The sequence below is a fragment of the Faecalibacterium sp. I4-3-84 genome, from assembly GCF_023347255.1.
GTDB classification, from domain to species: Bacteria; Bacillota; Clostridia; order Oscillospirales; family Ruminococcaceae; genus Faecalibacterium; species Faecalibacterium taiwanense.
In genome coordinates, this window is the sequence record NZ_CP094466.1 from 822,286 (window position 1) to 844,362 (window position 22,077).

The following is a 22,077-nucleotide window of genomic DNA, read 5'->3' on the forward strand; positions in this document are numbered from 1 at the left end:
GGGGAGCTGGCAAAACCGTCAGGTTTTGACTGAGAGGGTTCTTTTTTAAGAGAAGTTCTCTGCGGTGGTTACTTCCGCGATCTCGGTGCAGTAGGGCTTGAAGGCTTCCTTCACGGTGTCGAGGTCAAGGCCCAGCGCTTCGCAGGTCTCAGTGTTGATGGTGACGATGCCGTTATCAAAGGTCTGGTAGGGCAGGTCTGCGGTAGTCTTGCCGTCGCAGAGGATCTCCGCCACCATGTCGGCAGTGGCTTCGCCCAGCTGGACGTAATCCACGCCGTAGCCCACAAAGGCCCCGTTCAGTGCAAAGCTGTCGGCACCGGTGTAGTGCTGCACGCCTGCCTCGGTAAAGGTCTCGTAGATGGACAGCTCTGCGGTCATCACGGTGTTATCGGTGGGGGTAAACACGGCCTTGACACCGGCGGCGATCAGAGCCTCAGCCGCCATCTGCACCTCAGCGGTGGTGGTGCCGTTCTTCTCAATGTACTTAATGCCGTTGGCATCACAGAAAGCCTTGGCATCGGCAATGGCCTGGGTGGAGGCATCCTGACTCAGGTCGTACAGCAGGCCGATGGTGTCAATGTCCGGGTTGACAGCGGTGATCAGCTTCATGATGGCCTCGGTGTTCAGTGCGTCGGAGGTGCCGGTGATGTTTTCCTCGCCGTCAAAGCCTGCAGCGGCGGGGTCGGTGACAGCAGAGTAGACAACGGGGATATCGGTATCCTCCACAGCGGCCAGCATGGTTGCGGCGGTGGGGGTAGCCACAGCCACGATCACATCCACGCCGTCCCCTACGAGGTCGGCACCGATCTGGTTCAGGTTGGACTGGTCAGCCTGTGCATTTGCATAGTAGTCGGCGTAGTCGAAGGTAACGCCCTTCTCTGCCCCCAGCTCATCCAGACGGCTCTCCACAGATTCCACGATCTGGTTGAGGGAAGCATGATCCACATAGTTGACGATGCCCACCTTGAAGGTCTGGCCGCCCTCGGCTGCTGCGGAAGCGGCAGCGGAAGAAGCGGTGGAAGATGCAGCCACGGTGCTGGAAGCGGAGCCGCCGCAGCCGGTGAATGCCAGCGCAGAAACGGCGGAAGCAGCCATAGCGGCCTTGAGGAAGCTGCGGCGGGAGATCATGGTAACGTTTTTCATAACAGTAAACTCCTTTCCCGGAGCGGGCGGCAAAAGTAAAAGACCCGCTCCCTTTGCGGGACGGGTCTTACAAATAAAAACGACCCTGTCCCTATGTGTTATCCACAAGGACAGGATCGGTAAAGTTCGATTCTGCGGTGCCACCTTGCTTGCCCTGCTTTGCAAACTACAGAGCCTCTCACGGAGAGCCAACACTCCCCTGTCCTGTAACGGAGACTTCCGTCCAAAGCTACTAAGGCTTGCTGCCCATTTGCCCGGCCCTCGGCGGCCCACGAAGCTCTGCCCCGCTCTCGCCCGTTTTCACTGTCCGGGCTCACTGAAGATGCGCTGTGCAGGTTCTCTTCCGCCTCATCGGTTTGATTGCATTATACGCTTTATTGGCATAAAGTCAAGAGGAAATTTCAAAAATTTCTTTTTTCTACAGCACAAAGTCATTCTTCCGTGCATCAGGCCCGCTTTGTGCGGCGCTTGCGCCAGACGAAGTACGCCGTGTACGCCAGCCATACCACAATGCCGCCCAAAGTCAGCGCACGGCTCAGCCGGATGCCGTCGGGCTGGTAGACAAAATCGATGCTGTTTTCACCTGCCGGGCACAGCACAGCCATCAATCCCTCGTCCACCTCCACAATGTCGGCTTCCTGCCCGTTGACATAGGCCTTAAAGCCGTCATCGTAAGGCACGGAGAAGAACACGAGGTTCTCTTTTTCCAGCGTGATCTCGGCGTGGAAGCCCGAATTGTTCATCTGGAACACACTGGCAGCCGTGGCACGGCGCTCGCGGCAGTCCTGCACGTAGGACTCATAGTACAGCTCCTCCCGTCTGCCTTCCGGCAGATGGGTGAGGTACTTGCCGTAGACTGCAGCATCCTCGTCGGTAAGCACCAGTGCACGCATCAGGAGATTTGCGCGGGTGTCCTTGGCTGTTTCTTCGTACTCGGTCTGGGTGAGGTAATAATCATAGGCAAAGCCCATGGGCACATAGTTCGTGTTGCGGTAGACCGCATAGCCATCCTTTGCAAAGGCATATTCCCAGCCGTCGTCGGCTTCGTTTTCAAAGTCGGTCTGCTTTTCCGGCGTGGTGATAAGGTACTCCACACTCAAAAGGCCCCGCAGTGCATAATTGGAAAGCTCCGGCTCACTGCGCACATCCCGCTTGACCCCCAGCGCCGGGTAGAAGCTGAGGATGCTGGGGGCCGCCGTGCTGCCAAAATACTGCAGGCAGCTCTTATCCAGCCACATACCGATGTTGTCGTGGATCTTGTACGTATCCACGCGGTAATCGCCTTCGGGCAGGTCGTTTTTCAACAGCAGGGCGCTTGTGTCCTGCTTCACAAGGTCGCTGTCGGTATACCACTGGCCGAACTTGCCAATGCCGATGTGCACCACGCTGAACAGGAAGGCAAACGCCAGCACTGCCGCCGTCAGGCGCTGGGCAAAGCGGCTGTCGCCCCGCCACTTCTGGCAGAGATAGCGGTACAGCAGCAGGCCCAGCAGGCCAAAGCCCAGCACCGCACAGTACTGGCCGGGGTTCTTGAGCACGCCGAACGACCAGCTGCCGGTGTCGCTGTCCTGCACCGGCACCACCGCAAAGGCCACCGTGGCGATCATTAGCCAGCTGATGCCGCGGGCCGGGCTGTCCAGATCGGTGTTGTGGTCTTCCAGCGCGTTCACGGTCATTGCGGCCAGCACCAGTACCGGCATATAGTACCAGCGCGCATAGTAGCTGGAATTGAGGGCGTAGAACGCACTGTTCAGGATGGGCACCAGTGCGAACACGGCGCAGGTGCCCACGATGCGCTTTTTACTGTCGCCGCACTTTGCTTTCCAGTAGGCCACGGCACCGGCCAGACTGCACAGCGGCAGATAGGCCGACATGCTGGTCCACTTGATCACGCCCTCCGACCAGATGGATGTGAGGTAAGGAGAATCCGGCGGCATGATCCAGCTGACGAGAATTGCAAGGTACTGCTGCACCTTGCTGTAGGTCAGAAAGCCCCAGCCGGAGGAAAGGTCGATGGTGCGCGGGTTCTGCAAAATGGAGAGCACCGCAGGCACCAGCAGGATGCTGCCCATGGCAACGCCCAGCAGGCTTTCAAAGGCCAGCAGCCCGAACTTTTTTGCAGTGAGACGGAAGTCCCTTGTGCTGAGCTTGCAGATGAAGTAGATGGCCAGAAATACCACCTGACCGATGAAGAAGAAGTAGTTGTTGACAAGGTTCACCGCCACCCAGAACGCAAACCAGCTGCGGCGGTCGTTGTAAAGGGCCTCGTCCAGCGACCACAGCAGATACGGGAACAGCGCCACCACATCTACAAAGTGGTTGAAGAACACATTGTATACCGTAAAGCCGGAGAAGGTATACAGGCAGGCTCCCAGCACGGCGTAGTCGATATTTTTGACGTAGCGGCGCAGATACAGGTACGCACCGCCGCCCGCCACGGCAAACTTGAGCACCAGCAGCGGTACCATGAGGTAGGGCAGCCACCCCTGCGGGAAGAGCAGCGAGAACCAGAAGAACGGCGAGCCGTACAGGTAGAACGAATAGGCGTTCATCACGCCGCTGCCAAGGTCGGTAGCCCATGAGAAGGTATTGTGCACCGAGGTGAACGCACTGTCCGGGTAGCCTGCGCCCTTGATAAAGCCGTTCATATAGCGGTAAAAGCTGATCTGCTGGCTGTTGAAATCGCCTGCATAGTGGAAAAAGCCGCCGTCGATGATATAAAACGGCAGAAAGAACAGGGCCGCCGTGAGGGCACACAGGCCCACCGTCAGCCAGAATTTATCCTTTTTTTGTCCCAGCAGCTGCGGCTGCCGGGCAGTACCAGACCGCTCCATGGTTTCCTCTTTTCTCTGCCAAAGCGGCAGAAAGTTGGTTTATTTTAGTATAGCACGAACACTGCGCAGAAAAAAGGGCTTGACAACGCTCTTCCGGACAGGTATGTTGGAGAAAAAAGGAGGAAGCTGCCATGCTGTACCCGTTCAGCGCCCTGTTGGCGCGCATGAAATACATTACCCGCTGGAGCCTGATGCACTCCACCCGGGCCGAATCTCTCAGCGAGCACACCTGCGATACCGCCCTGCTGGCCCACATGCTTTGCCTGATCGCACGGCGGTACACCGGCACGCCCTGCCGCCCCAAAACGGTAGCAGTGGCGGCGCTGTACCACGACGCGCCGGAGATCATTACCGGCGACATGCCCACACCGGTCAAGTACAGCAGCCCCACCCTGCGGGATGCCTACAAGGCGTTGGAAACCGAGAGCGTGCGCTGCATGACCGGCCTTCTGCCGGACGAGTTGAGCGAAGAGCTGTCCCCGTTCATCTCCGGGGAACTGCTCACCGCCGAGGAAAAGCGCCTGCTGAAGGCCGCCGACCGGCTGAGCGCCCTCATCAAATGCACGGAGGAGCAGCGCAGCGGCAACCACGAGTTTGACGCGGCGCTGGCCCAGCAGAAAGCGGCCCTGCAGGCCATGCACTGCCCGGAAGCCGACTGGTTCATAGAGCACTGTCTGCCCTGTTACACCCAGAATCTGGATGAGCTGACCCGGCAGCAGTAATATTCCCCTTACGGAAATGGCACCTCGCGCACGTCGTCCGGGTCGATGCCCGCTTTGCGCTGCTCTTCAAAAACAGCATCGATCAGCTCGTCCAGATCTTCCAGATGGGTCAGGGTGCAGCAGTAGCGGCGCAGATTGGCCGCACCTTTCAGCCCCTTCATATAGTGCATGGTCTGAGAGCGGGCCTGCGGCATGGCGACGAACTCGCCCTTCTGCTCCACCATCTCCTCCACCTGACGGCGCAGCGCATTCATGCGGGCCTGCAGGTTGGGTGCCTTGGGTGCGGGCAGGCCTTCAATGGCGGCGTTCACCCGCTCAAAGAGCCACGGGTCGCCCAGCGCGCCCCGGGCGATCATCACGCCGTCACAGCCGGTGGCCTGCATCATCTCCACCGCATCCTCTGCCGAGTGGATGTCGCCGTTGCCCAGCACCGGCACTCTGACGGCATCCTTCACCCGGGCAATGATCTCCGGGTCGATGCCGGGGGTGTACATCTGCTCCCGGGTACGGGCGTGCACCGCAATGAGGGCTGCGCCGGCCTGCTCACAGGCCTTGGCACACTCCACTGCAGTGATGTGGTCGGCATCCCAGCCCTTGCGCATTTTCACGGTGACAGGCCGTTTTGTATTTGCCACAACCTGCTCCACGATGCGCCCGCAGCGGTCCGGGTCCAGCATCAGCTTGCTGCCTGCGCCGCCGGACACGATCTTGGGGGCCGGACAGCCCATGTTGATATCCACAAAGTCGAACTCGTACTGTTCGATGGCGGCGGTGGCTTCGCCCATGATCTCGGGCACTTCGCCAAAGATCTGCACGCCATAGGGTGCACCGTTGGGTTCGGCCTTGAGCAGGCTCACCGTCTTGTGGTCGCCGTACACCAGCGCCCGGCTGGACACCATTTCGCTCACAGTAAAGCCTGCACCGTGCTGGGCCATCAGGCGGCGGCAGGGTGCATCCGTAAAGCCCGCCATCGGGCCGAACACCGCCCGGTGGGGCAGGATGATATTGCCGATCTTCAAAGGTTCCATAGGTTTCCTCAAATCTGATTGATTTAAAAAGGCTCCTCCACCGGGAGGAGCCTTTTTTGTTATTTCGGGCAGCGGCTTCGCCCTCTCCGTCATTGCTTACGCAATGCCACCTCCCCCAAAGTGGGAGGCTTTGGCAGTCCATAGAAAGTTTCTGGTTTCGCCAGAGGCTCTCCCTTTGGGAGAGCTGTCTGCAAAGCAGACTGAGAGGGCGAGCCCGTTCGCCTTTACATCTTCTCCGGCACGTTGATCTTGAACATGGTCAGCACGTTGAAGATGACGTTCTTCACGCCGATGCACAGGGCCAGACGTGCCTGCTGCACAGCGGGGTCTGCACCCTGAATGCGGCAGTTGCCATAGAAGCGGTGGAAGGCACTGGCCAGATCAATGACAAAGCGGTTGATGCGGCTGGGGTCGTACTTTTCTGCCGCCATGACGATCTCCTGCGGGAAGGCTGCCAGCATCCGGATCAGATCCATCTCGGAAGGCTCGGTGAGCAGGGTGGCATCTACCTTCTCGGCACCGGCAAACTGCACGCCCTCGCTCTCCATCTTTTTCAGAATGGAGCAGATGCGGGCATGGGCATACTGCACATAGTACACCGGGTTATCGTTGTCGGTCTTGACAGCCTGATCCAGGTCAAAATCGATGCCGCTGCCTGCGTCGTGCATATTGAACAGGAAGCGTGCGCTGTCGATGGGCACCTCTTCCAGCAGGTCGGTCAGGGTGATGGCATTGCCGGTGCGCTTGGACATCCGCACAGGCTGGCCGTCGCGCATCAGGTTGACCATCTGCATCAGCACAACGTCCAGATCTTCACCGTTCAGGCCGATGGCATCCATGGCACCCTTCATGCGGGCCACATGGCCGTGATGGTCTGCACCCCAGACATCGATGGCCTTGGCAAAGCCGCGGGTGGCCAGCTTGTTGTAGTGGTAGGCGATATCGGCGGCAAAGTAGGTGGGGATGCCGTTGGCACGGACGAGCACTTCGTCCTTGGCTTCCTCCTCGGTTCCGTCCTCGGTCTTTTTCTTGTTCACCGTGCCGTACTTGGCAGCGTACTGGGCGCTGCGGTACATGATGGCACCGTCCTCTGCCTTATAGCATGCGCCCAGCTCCAGCAGCTTATCCACCACGGCCATCACCGCGCCGGACTCGTGCAGGGTGCTCTCATGGAACCACACATCGTAGTCGATGCGGTACTTGCCCAGATCGCGCTTGAGGGCAGCAATGTTCTTGGGCAGAGCGTAGGCCACCAGTGCGTCCTTCAGGGCGGCAAAGGCCTCGCTCTCGAACAGAGTCTCCTCGTCCATCCCCTTGCAGGCGGCAACGTACTTGTCGCCGTTCAGCTCGGCAAACTCACCGGCCAGCACCTTGATGTCCCCGCCCTGATAGCACTCGGCGGGCAGCGGATAGGCTTCCTCGCCGCAGTACTTCTGCAGGTAGCGCACAGCAAGGCTCTTGCCGAACTTCTGGATCTGGTTGCCGGCATCGTTGATATAGAACTCACGGGTCACATCATAGCCGGACCAGTCCAGCACCGCCGCCAGACAGTCGCCCAGAGCACCGCCGCGGGCGTTGCCCATGTGCATGGGGCCGGTGGGGTTGGCGGAAACGAATTCCACATTGTACTTGGCACCCTTGCCGTGATCGGTGCGGCCATACTCCTTGTTGGAGCAGGCACCCAGCACCACACTGGCCCAGAAGGACGGAGCCAAAAACAGGTTGATGAAGCCGGGGCCAGCCACTTCCACCTTGGTAAACACACTGTTCTCGATGGAGGGCAGATGTGCCAGCAGCGCATCCGCGATCATCTTGGGAGCCTTGCGCCAGCTGCGTGCACCGGCCATGGCGATGTTGGAGGCAATATCGCCGTTCTTGGTATCGGCGGGGATCTCCACGATGAAGGCGGGCAGCTCAGCTTCCGGCAGAGCACCATCGGCCATGGCGGCCTTGGCGGCAGCGGTCAGCAGAGCGCGTGCCTCGTCCAGCGCAGCCTGACGGGGGTTATAGTTCTGGTAGATCTTTTCAAATTCAGTCATTGGTCTGGTTCCTTTCACAGTCTGGGAAATATCTCAGTTTACGTGGGTCACGGTCACTTCAAGGCGGTTGCGGCTCACAAGCTCGGCGCTGTTGGCATCCAGCAGGTAGCCGAACTTTGCGGTGCCGCCCTTCTCGGTCAGGCCGCACTCGATCTCGTCGGCGGTCACGCCCAGCGTCATGGAGCCGTAGCCTGTCTCGTAGTGGCAGAGGTTGCGCTTGCCTTTTTCGATCAGCAGCTGGGTGCCGGCCCCGCCGCCCTTGCCAAACCGCAGCATCGCCACGCGGCTGCCGTCGGCGGCAATTTTCAGGGTGGTGGTGCAGCCCTCGTAGCCGGTGGTCTCGGTCTCTTTATAGGTAATGTAGTAGCTGCCGCCCTTCTGCACGAACTGGCCGCGGGTCATCAGCTCCACAAACTCTTCCTTTTCTTCCTGCTCCACAGGCTCTTTCACATGCTGCTCAATGCGGCTCTTGATGCGGATGATATAATCTTCCTTCAGCGGTTTGCTCACGTTTTTCTGTCCTTATCAATATTTATCAATGGCGATCTGATCCACCGGGCCGCCCTTGTACTCGCCCAGGAACAGATCTGCCGTCTGCACAAAGCTGTCCGGCACATCGCTCACGTAGAAGTGCGCCTGACCCTCGTGCTCCTGTGCAGCGCGCAGGCCGCGCTCGGAGAGCATCTGTTCCAGATGGTGGGCGGCGGTCTTGGCCGGATCCACCAGCGTCACGCTCTGGCCCATGAACTCGCCGATCATGGTCTTGAGCAGCGGGTAGTGGGTGCAGCCCAAAATCAGGGTGTCCACACCGGCCTCACGCACCTCGGTCAGGTACTGAGCGATCACCAGCTTCGTCACCTGCTGTCGGCTCTCCTCGCTGTGGTCCACGTAACCGGCCTCCACCAGCGGCACGAACAGCGGGCAGGCCCGGGCGGTGATCTCCACCCCCGGCACCAGCTGACGCAGCAGCTTTTCGTAGCTGCGGGAGCGGATGGTGGCAGCGGTGCCGATCACGCCGATGCGGCGGTTGCGGGTAGCAAAGGCTGCTTCCCGGGCGGCAGCATCCACCACGCCCAGATAGGGCACCGGCAGCTTTGCCGCTTCTGCAGCCGGGTAGGTACTGGACACGGTGCCGCAGGCCGCCATGATGCACTTTACATTTTTAGAAAGCAGGAATGCCACGTCCTGACGGGCATACTGCAGGATGGTCTCCGGGCTGCGGCTGCCATAGGGCACGCGGCCGGTATCGCCAAAATAGATGATTTCCTCGTGGGGCAGGCGCTTGCGCAGCTCCCGCACACCGGTCAGGCCGCCAAGGCCGCTGTCGAATACGCCGATCGGGCGGTTATCCATGCTGCTTTTCCTTCCTTTCCAGCGCCAGCGCGATCAGCCGGTCGATGAGCTGCGGCACCGGCAGGCCCTCGTGCTCCATCAGCTTGGGGTACATGCTGATGGACGTGAAGCCCGGGAAGGTGTTGATCTCGTTGATCAGCACCCGGCCAGTACCCTTTTCCACAAAGAAATCGCAGCGGGCAAGGCCCTCGCAATTCAGGGCAGTGTAGGCCATGGCGGCGTAGGTCTTCACCTCGTCCAGCTTTGCTTCCGGCAGGTGAGCCGGGATGACGGTCTGGCTCACGCCGTTCTTGTACTTGTCGTCGTAGGTATAGAACTCGGCACCGGCAAGGATCTCGCCCGGACGGGTCGCCACGGCGGGGTCGGAGCCGATCACGGCGCACTCCACTTCCTGTCCATCCACAAAGGCTTCAAACACCACCTTGCGGTCGTTTTCCAATGCAAGGTCGATGGCCTTTTTCAGCTCGTCACGGCTGGACACCTTGGAGATGCCCACGCTGGAACCGGCGTTTGCGGGTTTGACGAACACAGGCCAGCCCAGCTTCTTTTCCACACCCTCGCACACGCCTTCCAGATCGGACTCGATCTCCCAGCGGTCGGCAGCCAGCCATCTGGTGTGGGGCACACCGTTGGCCTCGAACAGAGCATTGGCCACGGCTTTGTCCATGCACACCGCGCTTGCCAGCACGCCGCAGCCCACGTAGGGGATGCCGGCCAGCTCCAGCAAGCCCTGCACCGTGCCATCCTCGCCCCACAGGCCGTGCAGCACCGGGATGACCACATCCACATGCACTTTTTCCACATGGCCTTCCGGGGTGAACAGGATCATGCCGTGGTCGGCGCGGTCCGGACTGATGACGCAGGCCATATTGCCTGCCAGCTCTTCCCAGCTGCCATCGGCCATCTGGGCGGCCGTGGCCTCGGTGTACAACCAGCGGCCCTCCTTGGTGATGCCCACAGTGAGCACCTCATATTTTTCACGGTCAATGTTGTTGACGAAGTTGCCCACAGAAACGCGGCTGACCTCGTGCTCGCTGGACATACCGCCGAACAGCAGCACAACGCACATTTTTTCAGACTGCATGATAACTCTCTCCTATTTATAAAGCCCAAGACCTGGAAGCCCAAGACCTGGGTGGGATATAACCGGTAAAAATGCCGTTCTGGCTTATTATACAATATCTATGCGCGCGATGCAAGCAGAATGCCAAAAAGCTGCCGGTGGGTAAAAGAGATATTTTTCAAAAAAACTTTCCAAAAATCGAAGATTTCCGCTTGACGGATGGAAAAGTGCGTGGTACAATGATATCACCTCTTTTGCGGGGTTATTAAGTGCGCCTGTTTTACAGGTACCACCCGCAACCCGAGGGAGGTTCAAAACAACCGTTATAATGGAGGTGTCAACAAATGACCGTTAAAATCACTCTGGCCTGCACCGAGTGCAAGCAGCGCAACTACAACACCACGAAGAACAAGAAGAACAACCCCGATCGTCTCGAGATGAAGAAGTATTGCCGTTTCTGCAAGAAGCACACCGTTCATCGCGAAACCAAGTAAGAAAGGCGGACGCATCATGGCAGACAAAACCGAGAACAAGCCGGGCTTTGTGGCCAGAGCAAAGGCCGCTGTGAAGAACTTCTTTGGCAAGTGTGCCAAGTTCTTCCGCGACACCAAGAGCGAGCTGAAGAAGGTGGTGTGGCCGTCCAAAGAGGACGTTAAGACCAACACCATCGTCGTGCTCGTGACCGTCGCCATCGCAGCGGTCGTGATGATCCTGCTGGATGCCATCTTCGGCGGCATCCTGGGCTTGATCATCGGCGCCTGAGAATCATCTTGAAACGGAGGGCAGACCAAAATGGAAGAACAATCCAATGAGGCACTTTGGTATGTAGTGCATACCTATTCCGGCTATGAGAACAAGGTCGCGAACGATCTGCAGACCATGGTGGAGAACCGTCATCTGCAGGATCTGATCTGCGATATCAAGGTTCCCGTCGAGATGGTTCCCGAAATTGACAAGAACGGCAAGCAGAAGATGGTGGAGCACAAGCTCTTCCCCGGCTACGTTCTGGTCAAAATGGTGATGAACGACGATACCTGGTACGTGGTGCGCAATACGCGCGGCTGCACCGGCTTCGTCGGCCCCGCATCCAAGCCCGTTCCCCTCTCTGCTGAAGAAGTAGAGAAGATGGGCGTGGAAAAGGCTGCACCTCTGGCAGTCGACTTCAACGTCGGCGACACCGTGCAGATCACCGCCGGTCCTCTGGAAGGCTTTATGGGCCTTGTGGAGGAGATCGATACCGAGAACTTCAAAGTGAAGCTCAAGGTCAACATGTTCGGCCGCGAGACCCCCGCAGAGGTGGAGATCGGTCAGGTCGAGCTGCCGTAACCAACCGGCTCAAATCGTTTACCAAGGTAAGACCGCAGTGCGGTTCTTATAGAGCGTGTGCACTGTGCACATGCTCGTGGGAGGCACGGAGACACCGTGCCGCAACTCACCACAGATTTTTGGAGGTGCATTTATTATGGCACAGAAAGTTACTGGCTACATTAAGCTGCAGATCGAGGCCGGCAAGGCAACTCCGGCTCCCCCTGTTGGCCCTGCTCTGGGTCAGAAGGGTGTCAACATCATGGCATTCACCAAGGAGTTCAACGAGCGTACCAAGAACCAGATGGGTTATGTGATCCCCGTCGTCATCACTGTGTATGCTGACCGCTCCTTCAGCTTCATCACCAAGACTCCTCCGGCAGCCGTTCTGATCAAGAAGGCAGCTGGCATCAACACCGCTTCCGGCAAGCCCAACAAGGAAAAGGTCGCTTCTCTGACCGCCGCTCAGGTGGAAGAGATCGCCAAGACCAAGATGCCCGACCTGAACGCTGCTTCTCTGGAAGCTGCATGCAGCATGGTTCGCGGCACCTGCCGTTCCATGGGTGTCACCGTCGAGGGCTGAGACATAAACAGTGGGAGGGCATAAAACTGCCCGCATGACCACACAGGAGGATATACAATGAAACATGGCAAGCACTATGTCGACGCTGCAAAGCTGGTCGATTCTACTAAGGCATATGATGTGAACGAGGCTCTGGAGCTGGCTTGCAAGACCGCTTCTGCCAAGTTCGACGAGACTGTTGAGCTGCACGTCCGTCTGGGCGTTGACGGCCGTCACGCTGACCAGCAGGTCCGCGGCGCTGTCGTTCTGCCCAACGGCACCGGCAAGACCGTCCGCGTCTGCGCGATCGCCAAGGGTCCCGCAGCTGCCGCTGCTGAGGCTGCTGGCGCTGATATCGTCGGTGATGACGAGCTGATCGCAAAGATCGCCGGCGGCTTCATGGATTTCGACGTTGTCGTGACCACTCCCGATATGATGGGCCGCGTTGGCCGTCTCGGTAAGGTCCTGGGCCCCCGCGGCCTGATGCCGAACCCCAAGGCCGGCACCGTTGCTCCCGACCTGGGCAAGGCTGTTTCTGAGGCCAAGGCTGGTAAGATCGAGTACCGTCTGGACAAGCAGAACATCATCCATGTGCCCGTGGGCAAGGCTTCTTTCGGTGCAGAGAAGCTGTACGCCAACCTGGACACTGTGATGGAGGCTATTGCCAAGGCAAAGCCCGCTGCAGCAAAGGGTACCTACTTCAAGAGCGCTACCATCGCCACCACCATGGGCCCTGGCATCCGTCTGAACACCCTGAAGTACGGCGTCTGATTTGAAGTTCTGATCGTTTTTCTGCCGTTCGTATGGGCGGCAGAAAAATTTTGTCAGAAAATTTCAAAAAAGACTTGACAACTCCGCACGTCTGCGGTAAAATAATCATGCTGTTTTTGAGACAGCAGGTACTGGAGTCCAGTGTAAGGCTATGCCGCCTGCCGAGAAACGTGCGTAAAGTTGTTTTATGCCTCTTTCTCGACCAAGTGCGGGAAAGAGGCTTTTTCATACTTGCTCCGGTTTTCGATACAAGTTTTTGAAACGAGGTGAAACCGAATGCCCAGTGCAAAGATTCTTTCTGAAAAGCAGGCTTATGTCGCTGATCTGAAGGCAAAGTTTGAGAGTGCGGTTTCCGGCTGCGTCGTCGCTTACGGCGGCATTAACGTCGAGAACGACACCAAGCTCCGTAAGGAGCTGCGTGAGGCAGGCGTCGATTACATGGTCGTGAAGAACACCATGCTGCGTCTGGCTGTCAAGGGTACCTCTCTGGAGGGCCTGGCTGAGCAGTTCAAGGGCGATACCGCTATCGCTTTTGCTCACGAAGCGGATCCCATGTCCGCTGCCCGCATCCTGTGCAAGTATCAGGATGGCGATAAGTCCAAGAAGTTCGTCGTGAAGGCTGGCTTCATGGAAGGCAAGGTCATGGACGCTGCCGAGACCAACGCAATCGCAAAGCTGCCCAACCGCGAAGGCATGCTGTCCATGTTCGCAGGCGCCCTCACCAGCACTCTGTCTGGTCTGGCCGTTGCAATGCAGGCTTATGCCGACAAGCAGGAGGAGCCCGCTGCCTGATGGCCGCGTGACTGCTGCTTAAACAAAACAAAAAACTAACAAACAAAACCATTGATATTGGAGGGTTACTACTATGGCTTCTGAGAAGATTACTGCCATCATCGACTCCGTTAAGGAGCTGTCCGTTCTGGAGCTGAAGGAACTGATCGACGCTTACTGCGAAGAGTTCGGTGTTTCCGCTGTTGCTGCTGCTGCTCCCGCTGCTGCTGGCGCTGCTGCTGCCGCTGAGGAAGAGAAGACCGAGTTCGACGTCATCCTGGCTGAGGCTGGCGCTACCAAGATGCAGGTCATCAAGCTGGTGAAGGAGATCACCGGTCTGGGCCTGAAGGAAGCTAAGGCTATCGTCGATGGCGCTCCCAAGGCTGTCAAGGAGAAGGTCTCCAAGGCTGAGGCTGAGGACATCCAGAAGAAGCTGACCGAAGCTGGCGCTAAGGTCGAGGTCAAGTAATTGAACCTCTTCTGAGAGTCGTTCATTCTTGAACAATGAGGTGCCCGTACCGAAAGGTGCGGGCATCTTTTTTTGTTTGATGATCGGCATGTCTTTTCCGCATTCAAAAACTATGCTATACTGTTCTCAACAGGAGGAACGGTAGAGCCTTTGTCCCCTCTGCCGCAAAAAGAGAGTTTATGGAGCACCGCAACTGGAACAAAAACAACATCCGCACTTCCCTTTTGGGCTACGGCTGTATGCGCTTTCCCATCAAAGCCGACGGCACCATTGACGAAGAGCGCGCCGAAGCTTTGCTGAACACCGCTAAGGCCGCCGGTGTCAACTACTTCGATACTGCCTATCCCTATCACAACGGCCAGAGTGAGCCGTTTGTGGGCCGCGTGATCGCCAAATGGGACCGCAGCAGCTTTTATCTTGCCACCAAAATGCCGCTGTGGAACTGCAAAAGCCTGGACGATGCCAAGCGCATTTTTGAAGAGCAGCTGCAGCGGCTGGGCGTGGACTACATCGACTTCTACCTGCTGCACTCCCTGCACAAGGCCCGGTACGAAAAGGCAAAAGCCATGGGCCTTGTGGACTGGCTGTGGCAGCAGAAGGCCGCAGGACGCATCCGGAACTTTGGGTTTTCCTGCCATGACAACTCTGCCGGATTTGAGTATATTCTGCGCGACCAGCCGTGGGATTTCTGCCAGCTGCAATACAATTATCTGGACCGGGACGACCGTGCCGAGGAGATCTCCGGCGACCGGGGCTATCAGCTGACCGAAGAATGCGGCGTGCCGCTTATCATCATGGAGCCCATCAAGGGCGGCACGCTGGCATCCCTGCCTGCAGATGCCGCCGCACCGCTGCACGCCCTGCGTCCGGATGCCACCGATGCCTCCTGGGCGCTGCGCTGGGTGGGCAGCCACAAAAACGTGCATGTGATCCTCTCCGGCATGAGTGCTGAGGATCAGCTGACCGACAACCTTGCCACCTTTGGCCATTTTGAACCGCTTTCCCCCGCCGAAAATGCCGCTGTGGAAAGCGTAGCCAACGAGCTGCACCGCCGCATCAAGATTGGCTGCACCGGCTGCCGGTACTGTATGCCCTGCCCCATGGGGGTGGACATCCCGGACAATTTCAGCATCTGGAACAAGCTGGGCATGTTCGGCCAGAAGGATGCCATCAAGGCCCAGTGGGCCGAGCACTTCCCGGACAGCGAAAAGGCTCTGCACTGCGTGCGCTGCGGCAAATGTGAGGCAGTCTGCCCGCAAAAGCTGCCCATCCGCGATTCTCTGGCACAACTGCAAAAGGAGCTGGACGCACTGTAACTCCTTCCGTCATCGCTGCGCGATGCCACTTCCCTCAAAGAGGGAGGCTTTAAGGCCCCATCTCTGAGGGGGCTGTCGCCGCAGGCGGCTGGGGGAGTTTCATAACAAAAAAGACCGTCACACGTTTTTCGTGCAACGGTCTTTTTTATGCAGTTCTTACCACAGCCGGATGACCTTGATCACGCTTTCAGCCTTATCGCGGGCCAGCTCCAGATGGTGCTGCAGGGAATCTGCAGCACTGTCCCAGTTGTCGGCCAGAGCGGCATCCAGAATTTCCAGATGTTCGTCACAGGTCTGCTCCTGATTGATCATGCTCACCTTGCCGGTCATGATGCGGAAGCGGGTGTTCAGACCGGTGATGCGGTCATACGCCGAACGCAGGTACTTGTTGGGCAAAGTGCTCATGAGCAGTTCGTGGAACTCATCGTCCGACTCGCAGAAGTCGGTGATGCTGTCCGGGTGATGCATCAACTCGGCAAATGTCTCCAGCTGTTCCCGCGGGATGCCGCTGCCATAAGTACGCAGGGCGTAAGGCTCCACCAGCAGGCGCATCTCGAACATGCTGTGCACGTCCTCCTCGGTGATGCCGGAAACCATCAGGCCCTTCTTGGGCAGAATGGTGATCAGGCCTTCCTGCTCCAAGCGGCCAAGAGCATCCCGCATGGGGGTGCGGCTGATGTTGCCCATCTCGGCACAAAGCTTTTGCTCGTTCAAAAACTCGTTGGGCCGATACTCGCAGTTCAGGATCTTGGTCTTAAGGTACTGGTATGCCTGCAGCTTCAGGCTCGGTTTGGTCTGCGACTCCATTTCTTTCATGTTCTGCACAACTCCTATTCCCTTTTCCCTTGCAAAGAAAAAGGTTCTTCTCCTATAATACTCTGGGGCGCATGCTTTCTACTTCAAAGCATCTTGTATTCTTGCTGCAATCCAAGTAGTATTCCAGTTCTATTATTCCATAATAGGGCAATTATTACAATACTTTTTTGTGAACTTTGGCGCGTTTTATGTTTTATCTAATTTTTATGTTTCATTTTTGCCAAAATCTACAAGTTTTTTTGTGCTTGTAGCCAATGCTGCTTCTTTTGGCCCGGTTCTTTTGCATCCAACACAAAAATATGCTACAATGTAAAAAATATTGAAAAGGGTGTGGATCTCTCTTATGGCACGAAGCGACGGCTACAATACCAAGACCCGTCAACTGATTTTAGATTATCTCATCAACAACCGGCAGCACGCGGTGAGTGCTTCCAACATTCTGGAACATTTGGAAGAGCAGGGCGCAAGCCCCAACCCCACCACGGTGTACCGCTATCTGGACAAGCTGGCCGGGGAGCAGCGCATCATGAAATACGTTGCCGACAAGGGCGAAAAAGCCGTGTTCCAGTACGTAGACGAGGGCCGCCACTGCCGGGAGCATCTGCACCTCAAATGCGTGCAGTGCGGGCGCATCTATCATCTGGACTGCCACTTCATGGACGAGGTGCGCGCCCACCTGATGGCAGAGCATGGCTTTACCCTGCAGTGCGAGGGCAGCGTTCTGTATGGTTTGTGCCGCCACTGCGCCCAAAAAGAGGAACAGTCCGACTCTGATGGTCAAACCGTACAAAAATGCGCCTGCTGTGTTGACACGGACAAAAAGCCGTGATACAATGCATGCAAGAAAAAGCGTTGACCGGGAAAAGTAAGGTTTCAATGTCCTCTTTCAGAGAGTGCGGGTAGGTGGAAGCCGCGCAGAGAGCGAAACCCGAACGAACACCCGCAAGCTTCCCCCTGAACCTGTTTATGCAGCAGTAGGGGCCGACGTGCGCCGCTCGTTATCGCGGCAGTGCTTTCAACGGGGAGAGCGCACAAAAGTGACTGGCATGGTTTTATGCCGGTAATTTAGGTGGCACCACGGATACGGCAGCATATTCGTCCTAGCGATTGGGATGAATGAGCTGCCGTATTTTTTATTTAAAAAGAGGGGTAAGAAATATGTGTTGTGTTATGGGCTATACCGGGCACGATCTGAGTGCCGCCAAATTCAAGGAATACCTGCTGCGCACGGTCATGCGCGGCCCGGACGACCAACGTGTGGTGGAAGGGCCTTTTGGTCTGATGGGCTTTGGCCGCCTTGCCATCATGGGCCTGACGCCGGAAGGCATGCAGCCGTTCTACCGCGGTGCCGACTGTGTGGTGTGCAACGGCGAGCTGTACGGCTTCCGCTTTGAGAAAGAGATCCTCAAGCGCCGCGGCTACAAGTTCCAGTCCGACTGCGACTGCGAGATCCTGCTGCCGCTGTACTATGAGTACGGTCTGGATATGTTCCGCCACATGGACTCCGAGTTCGCGCTTATTATGTACGATTCCCGCAAGGACCGGCTCATCGCCGCCCGCGACCCCATCGGCATCCGTCCGCTGTTCTACGGCTACTCCAAGTCCAGCCACCAGATCGCATTCGCCTCCGAGATGCAGAACCTCATTGGCTGGTGCGACGACATCCGGCCCTTCCCCATTGGCAGCTACTACTGCGATGGCCGCTTCGTCCGCTATGAGGACATTGCCGATGTGCCCGCCCCCATGCAGGACGACATGGACACCGTGCTGCGGAACATCCGCGAAAAACTGATCGCAGGTGTAGAGAAGCGTCTGGACGCAGATGCCCCTGTGGGCTTCCTGCTCTCCGGCGGTCTGGATTCCTCGCTGGTGTGCTCCATTGCCGCCAAGAAGCTTGGCAAGCCCATCCGCACCTTTGCCATTGGCATGGACACCGATGCCATTGATCTGAAATATGCGCGCCAGACCGCAGAATATCTGGGCAGCGAGCACCACGAGATCATCATCAACCGGGATATGGTCATCAACAGTCTGGAAGAGGTCATCCGCCTGCTGGGCACCTGGGACATCACCACCATCCGCGCCAGCATGGGCATGTACCTGCTGTGCAAGGCCATCCACGAGCAGACCGATGTCCGCGTGCTGCTGACCGGCGAGATTTCCGATGAGCTGTTCGGCTACAAGTACACCGACTACGCACCCACCGCCGATGCCTTCCAGCAGGAGAGCCAGAAGCGCATCCGTGAGCTGTACATGTACGATGTGCTGCGCGCCGACCGCTGCATCTCCTCCAACAGCATCGAGGCCCGCGTGCCCTTTGGTGATCTGGATTTTGTGCGTTACGTCATGGCCATTGACCCGGAAAAAAAGCTGAACAGCTACGGCAAGGGCAAGTATCTGCTGCGCAAGGCCTTTGAGGGCGATTGGCTGCCGCCGGAGATCCTGTGGCGTGAAAAAGCCGCCTTCTCGGATGCTGTAGGCCACAGCATGGTGGACGATATCAAAGAGTATGCCGAAAGCCTTTACACCGACGAGGAGTTCCAGCTGCGCCGTGCAAACTATTCGGCCCACTGCATGCCGTTCACCAAGGAAAGCCTGTTTTACCGTGAAATTTTCGAGAAGTACTACCACGACCAGAGCCGCACCATCGTGGGCTTCTGGATGCCCAACAAGGCATGGCCGAACTGCAACGTCAACGACCCCTCGGCCCGTGTGCTGGCAAACTACGGTGCTTCCGGTGTGTAACGCCAGACCATTTTGAATGCGCTCCGCTTTGCTTTGCGCATGAATAGCGGAAAGAATATTCTATAATTTGTAGATCGGGAAAATCTGCGGATTTTCCCGATCTACTTTTTCACGAGAGGGAACCCTCTCCGTCACCTGCGGTGACACCTCTCCCAAAGGGAGAGGCCTTGGCAAAGAGATGAAGTTTGCGTGGGCTGCCAAAGGCTCTTCCTTTGGGAGAGCTGTCAAGGCCGATAGGCATTGACTGAGAGGGCTAGCTTTTCCCCCGCTGCGCCGCCCCTTGCCGTCCAAGCTCCATCTGTGAAAATGCAATGCCGGGCGGTCCGCAGACCGCCCGGCATTGCTCTATTAAAATTATTTTTCCGCTATTCATGCCCAAAGCGCACGCGGCGGGCATTCTAAATTGTTGTGTTACATCCGGATTTTTTGCGCCGCCCGGGCAATGGACGCAAGCAGAGCCACCAGCCGCTTTTCGTCCATCTGGCCGCAGTAGCTGGTGAAGGTGTAGTAGCAGCCCTGCACGCAGAAGGAAAGCACGATCTTACGCACCACATCGGCATCAAACGAGGGGTCGCTCTCCGAGATGCATTTGCTCATTGCAGCTTCCACGCGGTTGATGAACAGCCCCTGACGGGAGCCGGAAAACAGAATGCCGATCTCGGTCTGATTCCGGGTGAACGCCCGGAACATTTCCCGGGTCAGCCACTCGGTGCGCTCGCTTACATCACGGGCGGTCAGCTGCGGCAGGCTTTCCACCACCACCTCCACCATTTCGTCCTCCATGGCGTTGGCCAGCGCATAGATATCCTGATAATGCGCATAAAAGGTGGACTTATTGATGCAGGCCAGATCGCACAGCTCCTTGACCTTGATTTTTTCCAGCGGTTTCTGCGCCCGCAGCTCCATGAATGCCTGCTTGATGGCACGCTCCGTTTTTTCAATGCGAATATCCAGAAAACCCACCTCTTTTGCATTTATGTTGATTATCCAACCATTTTCCTGTTTTGCGGATAGACAAGGCCCTCAGCCTTTTTTATACTGGGTCTATCCCCATCCGCATCACTCCTTGCGGTACAGGATTCCTTTTTCTTCCAGCTCTTTTTTGATGCGCTCAAAGCTCCCGGCATCCGGGCAGTGCAGGGTGTGCAGATGCACGCCGCCGGTCATGCGGCTCAAAAGCGCTTCCGGCGTGTCCTTGGCCTGCTGGATGAAGTTGTCCACATCGTAGCGGCTGGCAAGGTTCAGGTTGCCGCGCAGCTCGCCATACAGGCTGTTCTCCACGGCCACATCCACCACGATGCCGCCCTGATCCACCACGGTGTACAGCTCGGTGCGCATCTCGTCCTCGGTGCTGTGCACGCAGGCCAGAATGGCGGTATAGCCTTTTTCCGCCGGGTGCAGCTGATAGCCCCGGGGCGTTGCATCGATCTGCGCACCGCCTGCCCGCAGCAGAGCCACATCCCCCACCACGATCTGGCGCGAGACCCCCAGCAAAGCCGCCAGTGCGCTGGCACTGACCGGTGCTTCGGCCCCGCTGAGCCGTTTCAGAATGGATTCTCTGCGCTGCGCTGCATTCATGGTTTTCAAAGCTTCCTTTCCGCTTTACGGTATTATGCTCTTATTGTAGCAAAAGACGGCGGATCATGCAAGAATGCGTTTACTTTTCCAGCTGCAGGATGGTAGCATAATTGGAGGGCAGCTGCACTTTCATGCGGCCCCACTCCATGCTGGTCAAAACGGGCTGTGCGCCCACCGTGTCGGCCAACAGGTCCTTTGCAGAGGATGCCTCCACCGGCAGCTGGAATTCCAGCTGTGCGGGACTGTCGCCGTTGTTCAGCACCACGACGCAGGCCTTTCCATCCAGCACCCGGGCAAAGGCATAGCACTGGGTGGTGAGCTGCAGCTCTTTCACCTCGCCGTCGGTCAGCTCCGGCAGCTCCGCCTTCAGTCTGCCCAGTGCGGCATACACGCTGGTGACAGGGTTGGTGGTCTCAGCGTCCTTGAAGTCGGAAAGTTCCAGGCAGGGGCGCAGCGGCCAGTCGCTTCCCCACTCTTTTTTGCCTTCAATGCCAAATTCTGAGCCATAATAGATGGACGGAATGCCCCAAAGCGTATATACTAGAATTGCAATGTGGCGGATGTGCTCCCGGTTGCGCAGCTTGTTGGGAAGGCGCTCCACATCGTGGTTGTCCGAGAACAGATACAGCCGGGTATCGTGGCACAGGCCCTGCAGACGGCGCATGGTGTGGGCGATCTCGAAATAGTTGTGGTCGTTGTGGCCGCTCCACAGGCCCTTGTGCAGCTCGTAGTTCGTCACCGAGTGCAGCATCTCCGGGTTTGCCCAGCGGCTGTAATCGCCGTGGATCACCTCGCCCATGAGCCAGAACTCTGGCTTTACCTCGTTGGCAAGGCGGCGCAGACCGCGCATAAAGTCAAAGTCCAGCACATCGGCTGCGTCCAGACGGATGCCGTCAATGTCAAATTCATCCACCCAGAAGCGGATGGTATCGTAGTGGTAGTTCTGCACCTCCGGGTTGCGCTGGTTCAGCTTGACCAGCAGATTGAAGCCGCCCCAGTTTCCGTAGGAAAAGCCGTCGTTGTACTCGTTGTTGCCCCAGAAATTCACATCGCAGAACCAGTCCTTATAGCGGGCGTTCTCGCGGTTTGCCTTCAAGTCCTGAAACGCAAAGAAATCGCGGCCCACATGGTTGAACACGCCGTCCACGATCACCTTCTGGCCCCGGGCATGGCACCGGGCCACAAAGTCCTTGAACTCTGTGTTCGTGCCAAGGCGGCGGTCTACCAGCCGGTAATCGATGGTGTCGTAGCCATGGGAACCGCTCTCGAACAGCGGGCCGATATAAATGGCCGTGCAGCCGATGTCCGCTGCGTGTTCAGCCCATGCGTTCAGTTTATTAAACGCGCCGGGCACCGCCTGCCCATCGTTCTCATGTGCGCAGCCGCACAGCCCCAGAGGATAGATGTGATAAAATACCGCGTTGTCATACCAAGCCATTGTTCATACCGCTCCCATACAAAAAAATCAGCCTCCGCCCACTGCGGCGGCAGGAATAGTATAGCACAGAATCTGTAAATTATGTTAATATTTGCCGATTTTTGTCAAGAATCTACAAGAATAT

22 protein-coding genes and 1 other annotated feature are annotated in these 22,077 nt (G+C 57.5%); of the genes, 11 read left to right on the forward strand and 11 right to left on the reverse strand.

Going from position 1 to position 22,077, the window contains the following annotated elements:
* Positions 1-45: 45 nt before the first annotated feature.
* Positions 46-1,143, reverse strand: coding sequence for an ABC transporter substrate-binding protein (locus MTP41_RS04065; protein WP_249236262.1), 1,098 nt, complete (start codon positions 1,141-1,143; stop codon positions 46-48).
* Positions 1,144-1,589: 446 nt separating this feature from the next.
* Positions 1,590-3,977 carry a YfhO family protein gene (locus tag MTP41_RS04070; RefSeq protein WP_097776467.1) on the reverse strand — a complete coding sequence of 796 codons (2,388 nt, stop codon included), beginning with the start codon at positions 3,975-3,977 and terminating at the stop codon, positions 1,590-1,592.
* Positions 3,978-4,108: 131 nt separating this feature from the next.
* Between MTP41_RS04070 and yfbR the strand changes: the two genes are divergently transcribed.
* Complete coding sequence (yfbR, locus tag MTP41_RS04075; protein WP_005944511.1) at positions 4,109-4,699, forward strand: 5'-deoxynucleotidase; 591 nt, start codon at positions 4,109-4,111, stop codon at positions 4,697-4,699.
* 8 nt (positions 4,700-4,707) lie between these two features.
* On the opposite strand, the gene dusB is transcribed toward yfbR, so the two are convergent.
* From dusB to MTP41_RS04100, 5 genes are all read right to left on the reverse strand, one after another.
* Positions 4,708-5,727, reverse strand: coding sequence for a tRNA dihydrouridine synthase DusB (gene dusB / locus MTP41_RS04080; RefSeq protein ID WP_044954051.1), 1,020 nt, complete (start codon positions 5,725-5,727; stop codon positions 4,708-4,710).
* 224 nt (positions 5,728-5,951) lie between these two features.
* Positions 5,952-7,766: an arginine--tRNA ligase gene (gene argS, locus MTP41_RS04085; protein ID WP_249236263.1), complete on the reverse strand. Its 1,815-nt coding sequence runs from the start codon at positions 7,764-7,766 to the stop codon at positions 5,952-5,954.
* A gap of 33 nt (positions 7,767-7,799) precedes the next feature.
* Positions 7,800-8,276: a DUF1934 domain-containing protein gene (locus tag MTP41_RS04090; protein ID WP_097775187.1), complete on the reverse strand. Its 477-nt coding sequence runs from the start codon at positions 8,274-8,276 to the stop codon at positions 7,800-7,802.
* 15 nt (positions 8,277-8,291) lie between these two features.
* A complete protein-coding gene (murI, locus tag MTP41_RS04095; RefSeq protein WP_097776463.1) occupies positions 8,292-9,119 on the reverse strand; it encodes a glutamate racemase in 828 nt (275 codons plus the stop codon).
* A complete protein-coding gene (locus tag MTP41_RS04100; protein WP_097775185.1) occupies positions 9,112-10,203 on the reverse strand; it encodes a D-alanine--D-alanine ligase family protein in 1,092 nt (363 codons plus the stop codon). The genes murI and MTP41_RS04100 overlap by 8 nt, the downstream gene beginning before the upstream one ends.
* Positions 10,204-10,526: 323 nt before the next feature.
* On the opposite strand from MTP41_RS04100, the gene rpmG reads away from it, so the two are divergent.
* The 8 genes from rpmG to MTP41_RS04140 all read left to right on the forward strand — a co-directional run bounded on the left by rpmG (position 10,527) and on the right by MTP41_RS04140 (position 15,376).
* Entirely contained in the window at positions 10,527-10,676 is a 150-nt protein-coding gene (rpmG, locus tag MTP41_RS04105; protein WP_005920501.1) for a 50S ribosomal protein L33, read from the forward strand.
* A 16-nt stretch (positions 10,677-10,692) separates the two neighbouring features.
* The gene (gene secE, locus MTP41_RS04110; RefSeq protein ID WP_097776462.1) at positions 10,693-10,944 is read left to right on the forward strand and encodes a preprotein translocase subunit SecE; all 252 of its coding nucleotides are present in this window, start codon (positions 10,693-10,695) and stop codon (positions 10,942-10,944) included.
* Positions 10,945-10,974: 30 nt separating this feature from the next.
* Complete coding sequence (nusG, locus tag MTP41_RS04115) at positions 10,975-11,508, forward strand: transcription termination/antitermination protein NusG (protein WP_005944521.1); 534 nt, start codon at positions 10,975-10,977, stop codon at positions 11,506-11,508.
* 136 nt (positions 11,509-11,644) lie between these two features.
* Positions 11,645-12,070 (forward strand): 50S ribosomal protein L11, encoded by a 426-nt coding sequence (rplK, locus tag MTP41_RS04120; RefSeq protein ID WP_005920496.1) that lies wholly within the window; start codon positions 11,645-11,647, stop codon positions 12,068-12,070.
* A gap of 57 nt (positions 12,071-12,127) precedes the next feature.
* Positions 12,128-12,820: a 50S ribosomal protein L1 gene (rplA, locus tag MTP41_RS04125; RefSeq protein WP_005944523.1), complete on the forward strand. Its 693-nt coding sequence runs from the start codon at positions 12,128-12,130 to the stop codon at positions 12,818-12,820.
* Between the two features lie 276 nt (positions 12,821-13,096).
* Positions 13,097-13,612, forward strand: coding sequence for a 50S ribosomal protein L10 (gene rplJ, locus MTP41_RS04130; protein WP_005944524.1), 516 nt, complete (start codon positions 13,097-13,099; stop codon positions 13,610-13,612).
* Between the two features lie 73 nt (positions 13,613-13,685).
* Positions 13,686-14,060 carry a 50S ribosomal protein L7/L12 gene (gene rplL, locus MTP41_RS04135; RefSeq protein WP_005944525.1) on the forward strand — a complete coding sequence of 125 codons (375 nt, stop codon included), beginning with the start codon at positions 13,686-13,688 and terminating at the stop codon, positions 14,058-14,060.
* A 179-nt stretch (positions 14,061-14,239) separates the two neighbouring features.
* Entirely contained in the window at positions 14,240-15,376 is a 1,137-nt protein-coding gene (locus MTP41_RS04140) for an aldo/keto reductase (RefSeq protein ID WP_249236264.1), read from the forward strand.
* Between the two features lie 156 nt (positions 15,377-15,532).
* Here MTP41_RS04140 and MTP41_RS04145 read toward each other — a convergent pair whose 3' ends face one another.
* Positions 15,533-16,192, reverse strand: a complete 660-nt coding sequence (locus tag MTP41_RS04145; RefSeq protein ID WP_097781559.1) for a GntR family transcriptional regulator — start codon at positions 16,190-16,192, stop codon at positions 15,533-15,535.
* A gap of 343 nt (positions 16,193-16,535) precedes the next feature.
* Here MTP41_RS04145 and MTP41_RS04150 point away from each other — a divergent pair, with 343 nt between their 5' ends.
* Positions 16,536-17,021 (forward strand): Fur family transcriptional regulator, encoded by a 486-nt coding sequence (locus MTP41_RS04150; RefSeq protein ID WP_249236265.1) that lies wholly within the window; start codon positions 16,536-16,538, stop codon positions 17,019-17,021.
* Positions 17,022-17,035: 14 nt separating this feature from the next.
* Positions 17,036-17,298: a binding site (T-box leader), on the forward strand.
* Positions 17,299-17,350: 52 nt separating this feature from the next.
* Positions 17,351-18,937: an asparagine synthase B gene (gene asnB / locus MTP41_RS04155; RefSeq protein WP_044954057.1), complete on the forward strand. Its 1,587-nt coding sequence runs from the start codon at positions 17,351-17,353 to the stop codon at positions 18,935-18,937.
* A 411-nt stretch (positions 18,938-19,348) separates the two neighbouring features.
* Here the strand turns inward: asnB and MTP41_RS04160 are convergent, their stop codons facing one another.
* The 3 genes from MTP41_RS04160 to MTP41_RS04170 all read right to left on the reverse strand — a co-directional run bounded on the left by MTP41_RS04160 (position 19,349) and on the right by MTP41_RS04170 (position 21,953).
* Entirely contained in the window at positions 19,349-19,900 is a 552-nt protein-coding gene (locus MTP41_RS04160; protein WP_097776457.1) for a TetR family transcriptional regulator, read from the reverse strand.
* Between the two features lie 96 nt (positions 19,901-19,996).
* Complete coding sequence (locus MTP41_RS04165) at positions 19,997-20,515, reverse strand: transcription repressor NadR (RefSeq protein WP_005944532.1); 519 nt, start codon at positions 20,513-20,515, stop codon at positions 19,997-19,999.
* Positions 20,516-20,594: 79 nt separating this feature from the next.
* Positions 20,595-21,953, reverse strand: a complete 1,359-nt coding sequence (locus tag MTP41_RS04170) for an alpha-amylase family glycosyl hydrolase (protein ID WP_249236266.1) — start codon at positions 21,951-21,953, stop codon at positions 20,595-20,597.
* Positions 21,954-22,077: the final 124 nt, after the last annotated feature.